Annotated in this window: 9 protein-coding genes, 4 tRNA genes and 1 other RNA gene; 12 read left to right on the top strand and 2 right to left on the bottom strand. The window is 59.2% G+C overall.

The window, feature by feature from the left end; translation table 11 throughout:
* Positions 1–92 precede the first annotated feature (92 nt).
* From QVO43_RS06475 to QVO43_RS06455, 5 genes are all read left to right on the top strand, one after another.
* On the top strand, positions 93–521 hold the full coding sequence (locus tag QVO43_RS06475) for a HutP family protein (protein ID WP_022487727.1): 429 nt from the start codon (positions 93–95) through the stop codon (positions 519–521).
* Positions 522–613: 92 nt separating this feature from the next.
* Positions 614–689: transfer RNA gene (locus tag QVO43_RS06470), tRNA-His, on the top strand.
* Positions 690–707: 18 nt separating this feature from the next.
* Positions 708–783 (top strand) — tRNA-Gln (locus QVO43_RS06465).
* A 3-nt stretch (positions 784–786) separates the two neighbouring features.
* Positions 787–862, top strand: a tRNA-Lys gene (locus QVO43_RS06460).
* Positions 863–879: 17 nt separating this feature from the next.
* A tRNA-Leu gene (locus QVO43_RS06455) sits at positions 880–963 on the top strand.
* Between the two features lie 49 nt (positions 964–1,012).
* On the opposite strand, the gene QVO43_RS06450 is transcribed toward QVO43_RS06455, so the two are convergent.
* Positions 1,013–1,567: a hypothetical protein gene (locus tag QVO43_RS06450; RefSeq protein WP_022487726.1), complete on the bottom strand. Its 555-nt coding sequence runs from the start codon at positions 1,565–1,567 to the stop codon at positions 1,013–1,015.
* Between the two features lie 189 nt (positions 1,568–1,756).
* Here QVO43_RS06450 and QVO43_RS06445 point away from each other — a divergent pair, with 189 nt between their 5' ends.
* The 7 genes from QVO43_RS06445 (at position 1,757) to ftsY (ending at position 9,141) form a co-directional block, all read left to right on the top strand.
* On the top strand, positions 1,757–2,413 hold the full coding sequence (locus QVO43_RS06445; protein WP_288174648.1) for an HAD family hydrolase: 657 nt from the start codon (positions 1,757–1,759) through the stop codon (positions 2,411–2,413).
* Positions 2,414–2,463: 50 nt separating this feature from the next.
* Positions 2,464–2,646, top strand: a non-coding RNA gene (ssrS, locus tag QVO43_RS06440) — 6S RNA.
* A 38-nt stretch (positions 2,647–2,684) separates the two neighbouring features.
* Complete coding sequence (lspA, locus tag QVO43_RS06435) at positions 2,685–3,164, top strand: signal peptidase II (protein ID WP_022487724.1); 480 nt, start codon at positions 2,685–2,687, stop codon at positions 3,162–3,164.
* Positions 3,086–4,078, top strand: coding sequence for an RluA family pseudouridine synthase (locus QVO43_RS06430; RefSeq protein ID WP_288174646.1), 993 nt, complete (start codon positions 3,086–3,088; stop codon positions 4,076–4,078). The genes lspA and QVO43_RS06430 overlap by 79 nt, the downstream gene beginning before the upstream one ends.
* A 15-nt stretch (positions 4,079–4,093) precedes the next feature.
* Complete coding sequence (pyrR, locus tag QVO43_RS06425; protein WP_022487722.1) at positions 4,094–4,645, top strand: bifunctional pyr operon transcriptional regulator/uracil phosphoribosyltransferase PyrR; 552 nt, start codon at positions 4,094–4,096, stop codon at positions 4,643–4,645.
* Between the two features lie 12 nt (positions 4,646–4,657).
* Complete coding sequence (gene smc / locus QVO43_RS06420) at positions 4,658–8,221, top strand: chromosome segregation protein SMC (RefSeq protein ID WP_022487721.1); 3,564 nt, start codon at positions 4,658–4,660, stop codon at positions 8,219–8,221.
* On the top strand, positions 8,218–9,141 hold the full coding sequence (ftsY, locus tag QVO43_RS06415; protein WP_022487720.1) for a signal recognition particle-docking protein FtsY: 924 nt from the start codon (positions 8,218–8,220) through the stop codon (positions 9,139–9,141). The genes smc and ftsY overlap by 4 nt, the downstream gene beginning before the upstream one ends.
* A 6-nt stretch (positions 9,142–9,147) precedes the next feature.
* Here ftsY and QVO43_RS06410 read toward each other — a convergent pair whose 3' ends face one another.
* Positions 9,148–9,921 carry an alpha/beta hydrolase family protein gene (locus QVO43_RS06410; protein ID WP_022487719.1) on the bottom strand — a complete coding sequence of 258 codons (774 nt, stop codon included), beginning with the start codon at positions 9,919–9,921 and terminating at the stop codon, positions 9,148–9,150.
* Positions 9,922–10,021 lie beyond the last annotated feature (100 nt).

Raw genomic sequence — 10,021 nt, 5'->3', positions numbered from 1 at the left:
GTCGTTTCTCATTCTAACAGCCCTGCCATTCCCTGACAAGGGATTCTTTGGTATAATGGTGGAGTAGATTTGCAGGAAAGGGATGTGAGAGTATGAACAGACCCATTGCCAGTATCGATGTGGGACGGGCGGCTTTGCGGATGGCGCTGACGGCCACCCGGGAAGAAGAGGACCGGCTGAAGGAGCGGCTCCGGGAACAGGGGTTCCGGGCGGCGGCTGTAGATTTTGGAGGAGAGTTCCTGCCTTCCATCAAGAAAATCGTGGAACGGGCGGTGGTGGCCTCGGAACGGCAGAACATCGTCACCGACACCCATGTGGGAGCAGGCACGGTGGCCGGGGCGGCCCATGAAGCCCTGGAACAGATGATGGACAAGGCCATCGGCTTCAATGTAGGGGGCAAAATCGGAGTGGCCCGGTACGGGGAGCACCTTTGTGTGGCGGTGTACATGAGTGTGGGGGTCCTGAACCTGAACGAACTGGGCGTGGGGCTGGCTCACCGGAGCCTGGCAGGCATCGATTGAAAAAAGCATAAGAAAGTGAAAAAAAGTTGTTGACATTTTTCGCTTTCCTATGCTAGAATAAGTGAGTCGTCGGATGGCGGCAAGGTAATATGGTGGATATGGTGAAGCGGTTAACACACCGGATTGTGGCTCCGGCACGCGTGGGTTCGATCCCCACTATCCACCCCACCTTTTTTTTTACCTTTTTGGGGCATAGCCAAGTCGGTAAGGCACGGGACTTTGACTCCCGCATGCGTTGGTTCGAGTCCAGCTGCCCCAGCCAAGTGATTCACTAGCTCAGTTGGTAGAGCACCTGACTTTTAATCAGGGTGTCCCGGGTTCGAGTCCCGGGTGGATCACCATTTTTTTATACCCAAATGCGGCTGTGGCGGAATTGGCAGACGCGCCAGATTTAGGATCTGGTGTCCAAGACGTGCAGGTTCAAGCCCTGTCAGCCGCACCAATATCATAAAAAAAGAAAGACTGTTGCGTTGGCAACAGCCTTTCTTTTTTTATTCCAGCGATTCAAAATAGGAGAATCTCCATCCCTTCAGGGTCTTTACATAGGGGAAAATGGTCTTTCTGGTTTCCACTATGTTGGTTTTGCCGTGGGCCGGGTCTTCCATCATGGGAGTGGATACTTCCAGGTTGATCCGGGTGGGGGATTCCCGCAGGATGTTGATGGTGGAGGTCCCTTTCCGCAGGTCCCGGGCTTTGGCACTGGGAGCCACGTACAGTTTTCCGTCGAATTCCCGGTACATCCGGCTGTCGCTGATGATGAAACCGGCCAGGGCTTCGGTGAAGCATTCGTTGACCTTGGTCTTTAAGGCCATCATGGTGGGATAATTCTTGTCCGCCACCGTGTAGTAGATCATGTACCCGGTGTCCTTCTTTTCCTTCCCATCGGTTTCCAGGGGATGATGTTCGAACCATTCATAGACGGTGTTGGCTTCCTGGAAGGCCTGGATCACTTCCTGATCCGTAGGGGCTTCCGGGGAGGCAAAAGCGGTGAAGATTCCGCTGACCACCAGCACGGCAGTCAGGAACAAAGAACGCAGTATTTTCATGGAATGCACTCTCCTTCTGTTTGGTCCTTTTATTGTATCATAGTTTGGCAGGATGTGGTATCATCTTCCCTGTGGGGGACAATCGGTCAACGGTCAGCGGCGGTCGAAAGCCGGCAAGGCTGGCTTTGAACAACGACGAACGATGAGCGATGAACGATCCACGATAAACGATGAACAAAACCAAGGAGTGTGCATAACGTGAAATATCAGGCGGTGGTGTTTGATCTGGATGGGACCCTGCTGGATACCCTGACGGATCTGTGGAACAGCGTGAACGAGGCCTGCCGGGAATACGGCTGTGCCCCCAGGACCAGGCTCCAGGTGCGCCGGGCCCTGGGAAACGGCTTGGAGAACCTGCTGCGGAAATCCCTGCCCCAGGAGGACGAGAACAAATTCCAGCGGGTGTTCCAGGATTTCCGGGCCTATTATCTGAAGCACTGCAATGAGGCCACCCGGCCCTATGAAGGGATCCCGGAACTGCTGAAAGAGCTCCAGGACCTGGGGGTGAAGCTGGCCATTGTGTCCAACAAGGCCCATCCGGCGGTGCTGTCTCTCCGGGACCGGTATTTTCCGGAAACCATGAAAGTGGCCATGGGGGAAAGCCAGGGAGTCCGCCGGAAGCCGGCTCCGGATACGGTGGTCCGGGCTCTGGAGGAACTGGGGATTCCCAAAGACCAGGCGGTGTATGTGGGGGATTCAGAAGTGGACAAAATGACGGCGGACAATGTGGGGATGGACTGCTTCCTGGTGACCTGGGGGTTCCGGGACAGGGACGAACTGGCAGCCCTCCGGCCCACTGCCCTCATCGACCGACCGGAACAAATCCTGGAGAAAATAAAGGGATAGGGAAAACACTGGACAATATAAGGTTCAGGCGGTATAATACAGATAAAAGAGCAACCCTCCGATGTGCGAGTCGAATTCCATATGTTTTGAGCCAACACTCTCTATAAGGGAGCCCGTGAACTCCGGCCGTTGATGATATGCCCTTTCGAGGGGACATCAGATATGACAGGGAGGGCACCCACCTGCTTAGGCAGGTTCAAAACTCGGAATTGGTACGGCATTGTAGGGCTCTTTCTTTTTTTATACCAAAATAAAGGAGCCGTGAACGCGGATGCTCATCCAGATTTTCCTGGTGGTCCTGCTGGACCGGATCACCAAATTTTTCATTACCCATACCATGACCGTCGGGATGAGCTTCCCGGTGATTCCCGGGGTGGTGAGCTGCACCTATGTGCTGAACCCGGGGGCGGCTTTCGGCCTGCTGGAATACCAGCGGGTTTTCTTTGTGGTGATCACCCTTCTGGCGGCAGGCGCCGTCTTCTATTTCCGGGACCACATCCACCGGGAGGGACCCAAGGCCCGGCTGGGGACGGGACTGTTCCTGGGAGGCGCCCTGGGGAACCTGATCGACCGGATCGCCACCGGGTATGTGATCGATTTTGTGGACTTTCATTTCTGGCCGGTGTTCAACGTGGCCGATATCTTTATCTGTGTGGGAGTGGGGCTGATCGTATGGAGTATGCTGGAGAACGAAACCGGGAAAACCCGGCAACCGGAACCCAAGGACAAACCGGGGACGGGAGCCGTCTGATCGTAACAGAACCGGCGGGGCCGGAAGAAAAGGGCCTCCGAACCGACGTGTTCCTGGCCGCCCGGCTGGACTGCACCCGGTCCGCCGTCCAGCATGACATCCAGGAAGGCCGGGTGACCCGGCAGGGGAAACCGGCCAAGGCCAATACCAAAGTGAAAGAAGGGGATGTGTTCCAGGTGCTGGTGCCCTCGCCGGTGGATCTGGCGGCCAAACCGGAGAACATCCCCCTGGACATCCTCTATGAAGATGAGGATGTGATCGTGGTGAACAAGCCCCGGGGGATGGTGGTCCACCCGGCGGCGGGGAACCCGGACGGGACGCTGGTGAACGCCCTGCTGTACCACTGCAGGGACCTTTCCGGGATCAACGGGGTGATCCGGCCGGGGATCGTCCACCGGCTGGACAAGGACACCAGCGGGGTGATGATCTGCGCCAAGAACGATTTGGCCCACCAGTCCCTGGCGGAGCAGATCCAGAAAAAGGAAGCCAAACGGACCTACCTGGCCATTGTCCGGGGGAACGTGAAAGAGGACCATGGGCACATCGAGACCCAGCTGGACCGGGATCCCCGGGACCGGAAGAAGATGGCGGTGGTGCCTGCAGGGGGCCGCTGGGCGGCTACTGATTATGAGGTGCTGGAGCGGTACGGAAAATTCACCGTGGTCCGCTGCCGGCTCCTGACCGGCCGGACCCATCAGATCCGGGTCCACATGACCTATATCGGCCACCCTCTGGTAGGGGATCCCAAATACGCCCCCCAGAAGACCTGCTTTTCCATCAGCGGACAGGCCCTCCATTCGGAGCAGCTGACCTTCCGCCATCCCCGGACCGGAGAGTGGATGACCTTCACTGCCCCGGTGCCGGCTGATATGCAGACCATCCTGACCCGTCTCCGGAACGGGCAGTTCCATTGACAAGGAGGAAGTAACATGAGCGTTTCTGTGAAGAAAAAAACCATTATGGATGCCGATGCCATGCGCCGGGCCCTGGTCCGGATCTCCCACGAGATCGTGGAACGGAACAAAGGGGTGGACAATGTGGCCCTGGTGGGAATCCGCACCCGGGGAGTGCCTCTGGCCAACCGGCTGGGGCAGGAAATCGAAGCCATCGAGGGCGTGAAGCTGCCGGTGGGCTCCTTGGACATCACCCTGTACCGGGACGATCTGTCCACCCTGGGGTACAACCCGGTGATCAGTGAAACGGACATCGATTTCGACCTGAACGGAAAGACGGTGATCCTGGTGGACGATGTGCTGTTCACCGGCCGGACCATCCGCAGCGCCCTGGACGCCCTTATCGACATGGGCCGGCCCAAGGCCATCCAGCTGGCGGTGATGGTGGACCGGGGCCACAAGGAACTGCCCATCCGGGCGGACTATGTGGGGAAGAACGTGCCCACCAGCAACAGTGAGACCGTGGATGTGTCCCTGACGGAAATCGACGGCAGCGACGAAGTGGCCCTGTCCGACATCCAGGGATAAGAAGGGACTGCCGTGCGTTTAAAAAGTTTCTCAGCCCATGGGTTCAAATCCTTTGCAGACAAAGTAAATATCGAATTCGAGCCGGGGATCACCGCCATTGTGGGCCCCAACGGCAGCGGCAAAAGCAACATTTCAGACGCCATCCGGTGGGTCATGGGGGAACAGAGCGTAAAGTACCTCCGGGGCACCAAAATGGAGGACGTGATCTTCGCCGGCAGCAGCGGCCGACGTCCCATGGGCATGGCGGAAGTGGACCTGGTGTTCGACAACACGGACCACACCCTGCCGGTGGAATTCGACGAGGTGAGCCTCCAGCGCCGGGTGTTCCGGAGCGGGGACAGCGAATATTCCATCAACGGGAAGAACTGCCGGCTGAAGGACGTGGTGTCCCTTCTGGCGGATACCGGGCTGGGACGGGGGTCCCTGTCCATCATCGGCCAGAACAAGATCGACGAGATCCTCAACAGCCGTCCGGAAGACCGGCGGGCCATTTTCGAGGAAGCGGCGGGGATCGCCAAGTACCGGATCCGGAAGAAGGAAGCCCTCCGGAAACTGGACGACACGGCAGCCAACCTGCTGCGGATCCACGATATCCAGAGCGAGATCGAAAACCAGCTGGTGCCCCTGGAAGCAGCAGCGGAAAAAGCCCGGCAGTATGAAGCCATCAGCGCCCGGCTCCGGCAGGTGAAGGTGACCCGGCTGCTGGGCCAGCTGGCTTCTCTGGAAAAAGAAAAGGCCCGGCTCACGGAAAAACTCACTCTGCTGGAAAACCAGCTGAAGGAACTGGCGGAACTGTCCGGGGCCCTGGGCAAACAGCAGGAAGCCCTGGAACAGCAGCTCCAGGAACGGGAAAACGCCTACAGCGCCTACCAGGAACAGATCCTGGCCCGGGAAAAGGAAGCCGCCGGGTACCGGAGCCAGAAGGCGGTCCAGGAGGAACGGATCCAGCAGAGCCGGAACCGGATGGACCAATTGGCCAAAAACCGGTCCGCCCTGGAAGAGGAACTGGCCCGGAACCAGGAGAACCTGGACCTGGTGACGGAGGAATACGACCGGCTGGAAGAAACCCAGTACCGGGCCAAAAAGCTCCTGGAAAGCGCCGCCGCTGAAAAGGAGACCCTGACGGAAACCGTCCGGCAGGGGGAAGAAAAACTGAAGGCCTGGCAGGAACAGGCCTTTGACAGCATGCGGACCCTGGTGATGACCCGGAACAAACTGGCAGGGGTCCGCCAGGAACAGGACCGGATCCACCGGCAGCAGGAAAGCCTGAAGGAAAAGGTCCGGGAGGCGGAAGAGGCTCTCCAGGAAGTGACCGCCGCCCTCCAGGGGGAAAAGGACAGTCTGGAAACCCTGGAAGACCGGAAACAGCAGCTGGAAGAAACCGCCCGGCAGCTGAACGGGGCCCTGGAACAGAGCATCCGGGCCTACCGGGAACAGGAAGGGGCCCTGGAACAGAACCGGCGGACCCTGAACCAGAAAAAGGCACGGCTCCAGGTGCTGGCCGCCATGGAGCGGGAGCATGAAGGGTTCAGCAAAGGGGTCCGGACGGTGCTGGAGGCCCGGGCACCCTTCCGGGAAAGAATCTGCGGTGTGGTGGCGGAGCTGTTCACTGTGGAGGATGCCTATGTGACGGCCCTGGAAACCGCCCTGGGGGGTGCCCTCCAGAACATCATCACCCAGGATGCCCCCACGGCCCAGGCAGCCATTGCCCATCTGAAAAAGGTCCAGGGGGGACGGGCCACCTTCCTGCCTCTGGATACCCTCCGGCCCCGGGCCCTGGGCGCCCGGGAAAAAGCGGCCCTGGGGTGTCCGGGGATCATCGGCATCGCCGGGGATCTGGTCCGGTGCGATCCTGCCCTCCAGCCGGCGGTCCGGTTCCTGCTGGGACAGGTGCTGGTGGCGGACAATCTGGACCATGCCCTGGCAGCGGCCCGGAAGGCGGATATGCGGGTGCGGATCGTGACCCTGGAAGGGGACGTGGTCTACGCCGGAGGCTCCCTCAGCGGGGGCCAGAAACAGCAGGGGAAAAGCTTCCTGTCCCGGAAGCAGGAGATCCGCCGTCTTACGGAAGAAACAGTCCAGCTGGAAACCGCCGGGAAGGAGTTCCAACAGGCTCTGGACGGCCTGGCGGACAAGGGACGCCGGGTAAAGGAGAAGCGCCAGGAGGCCCTGGATGCCCTCCAGAAAATCGCAGTGGAAAAGGCCGGGGCGTCCGCCCGGGTCCAGCAGGAAGAAACCCAGAAAAAACGCCAGCAGGAGAACCTGGAACTGCTCCTGGCGGAAAAACGCCAGGGGGCGGAGGCTTTTCTGGAACTCCAGCAGCAGGTGAAGGAACTGGCACCCCAGGTGGAACAACTGGAAAATGCCGATGTGGAAGGGAAAAAAGCGGCCCAGGCCCTCAGCGACGGGCTGGTGGAACAGCGGACGAAACTGGAAGGGGCCGCCCGCCGGCACCAGGATGCCCTGATTGCCGTAAATGCCGGGGAAAGCCAGCTCCAGGCCCTGAACGACCGGATCCAGTCCATGGACCGGATGGGCCAGAAAACCCAGGAAGAGATCACCCGGGGAGAAGAGGAATCCCGGCAGCTGGAACAGACCATCGGCAGCTGTGAAAAGGCCCTGGATAAACTGGGCGGGCAGATTTCCGCCCTGGAACAGGAACTGGCCGGCAGCGACGGGGCCCGGCAGAAATTCCTGGAAGAACGGGAAGCCCTGCTGCAGAAACGCCAGGAGCTGACCCAGCAGGGGGTGATCTTCCAGGGCCAGGAGGCCAGCCTCCGCCAGAAGATCCACAACAGCGAAATGGACCAGGTAAAGAAGGCGGCAGAAGGGGAACACTGCCGGCAGCAGCTCCAGGAAGCCTACGGGCTCACGGAGGAAACCGCCCGGCAGGAAGCCCTTCCCGATGACCTGCCCGAAGGGGAACTGAAGGAACGGGAAGCCCGGGCGGCCCGGGAACTGGCGGACCTGGGACCGGTGAACCAGGCGGCCCAGGAGGAATACCGGGCGGCCAAAGACCGGTACGACTTTTTGAAGAAGCAGTATGAGGACATGGTCCAGGCCCGGGACCGGCTGGAAACGGTGATCAGCGGCATCAACAGCGACATGACCCGCCGGTTCCGGGAGGCCTTCGCCAAGATCAACGGGTATTTCGCCGACTGTTACGAGAAGCTGTTCGGCGGGGGACGGGCCCGGCTGCGAATCCTGGATGAGAAGAATCTCCTGGAATCGGGCATCGACATCGAGGCCCAGCCACCAGGAAAAAAGATGCGGAACCTGTCCCTGTTTTCCGGGGGAGAACGGGCGCTCACCGTGATCGCCCTGCTCTTTGCCCTGTTGACCTACCAGCCGGCGCCGTTTGTAATTTTGGACGAAATCGACGCCCCTCTGGATGAAACCAACATCGACCGTTTTGCCCAATTCCTGAAAGCATACGGACAGAAGACCCAGTTCATCGTGATCACCCACCGGAAGGGGACCATGGAAGCCGCGGACGTGCTCCACGGTGTCACCATGGAAGAATCCGGGGTGTCCCGGGTGCTGTCTGTGAAATTATCGGAGGTAGCCGAATCATGAGTTTTATGGAACAATTGAAAGACGGGCTCAGCAAGACCCGGAAAAACTTCACCGAACGGATGGAGGACCTGGTGGGGGCCAGTGTGGACCTGGACGAGGACTTCATGGATGAGATGGAGATGATCCTGGTGGCCGGGGACGTGGGGATCAAGACCACGGAAAAGATCATGGCCGCCCTTCGGAAGGCCGCTGCCACCCGGCAGATCAAATCCCCGGCAGAGGCCCTGCCCTTCCTGAAAAACTACATTGCGGACCTGCTGAAGACCAACGGGCCCCGGATGCGGTTCAAAGGCCATCCCTCCATTGTGCTGGTGGTGGGGGTGAACGGGGTGGGGAAGACCACCACCATCGGCAAGCTCAGCAACTATTACCGGCTGATGGGCTACAAGGTGATGATGTGCGCTGCGGACACCTTCCGGGCCGGGGCTACGGAACAGCTCCAGATCTGGGGGAAGAAGGCCCAGGTGGACGTGATCGCCCACGGGGACGGTGCGGACCCGGCGGCAGTGGTGTACGACGGGGTCCAGGCAGCCATTGCCCGGAAGGCGGATGTGCTGTTCGTGGATACCGCCGGACGGCTCCACAACAAAACCAATCTCATGAAGGAGCTGGACAAGATCTACCGGGTGATTCGGAAAGAGATCCCCGACGGGCCTCATGAGACCTTGCTGGTGCTGGACGCCACCACCGGCCAGAACGCCATCAGCCAGGCCAAGATCTTCCTGGAAACTGCCCATGTGACCGGGGTGGTGCTTACCAAGCTGGACGGCACCGCCAAGGGAGGCGTGGTGATCGCCATCAAGGAAGAACTGGGGCTGGATGTGAAATGGATCGGCGTGGGAGAAGGGATGATGGATTTCCGCCCCTTCGATCCCCAGCAGTTTGTGGAAGCCTTGTTTGAGACAAAAAAAGAGGACTGACGAAAGTCAGTCCTCTTTTTTTGTGTCCGGTCCGAAGAATTCTACTATGGTATGGGCGGCGAAATCGCTGGTCTTGGGATCCGAGAAGGTGTGGTTGGCATTTTCCACCGGGATGAAGGTGATCACGTTGTTTTCCGCAAATTCCCGGGAATCCTCGATGGGGGCCAGCTTGTCCTTGGTCCCGTGGAGGATCAGCATGTCATCGGCCCAGTCGAAGTATTCGTACTTCTGCACATCGGATTTTTCCAGGTCTTCCACGAACTGTTTGTCCATTTTCATCTTCCGTTCGTAGCCCACCTGGACTTCCTTGCCCTTTTCCAGCTTTTCCATTTCTTCCGGGGACAGGTAGTTCTTCACCAGCTGGGCCATGTGGATCCCCGGGCACCGGAGGGCCACCTTTTTAAAGGGATTCCCCACTTCCGCCATGTATTTCAAGGTCAGGTAGGCCCCGAAGCTGGTGGAGTAGTTGTACAGGGTGGTGGCGTGGAGTTCTTTATGGGCATAGTCCACCACCAGGGTCAGGTAGGTCATGAATTCTTCCAGCACCAGCTTCTTCCGGGCATCCGCCCCATGGCAGGGCCAGTCGAACACCAGGGCCCCGTATCCCTTGTACTTGGTGATCAGCTGCTGGGCGAACTTGGCGGCGGAATGGTTCTCCTTGTTGCCCCCGAACCCGTGGGTGCAGATGGCCAGGTTGGGGATGTTCCGGAAGTCCTTCTGGTAGAACAGCTTGCACCGGACGCTCAGGCCGTTTTCATTGATATCGATGTATTTTTCCATTGACAGGCATCCTTTCCTATTGGTCATGGGTATTAGTATAGAACAGATGGGGGACGGGGGCAAGGGGGAGAGGCTGCTGGTTGGCAACAGCCCCGGTCAG

Origin of the sequence: Acidaminococcus sp. CAG:542 (assembly GCF_000437815.1) — a bacterium.
GTDB lineage: Bacteria > Bacillota > Negativicutes > Acidaminococcales > Acidaminococcaceae > Acidaminococcus.
Note: the sequence above shows the minus strand (reverse complement) of the source record. Positions and strands in the feature narration are given on the sequence as shown.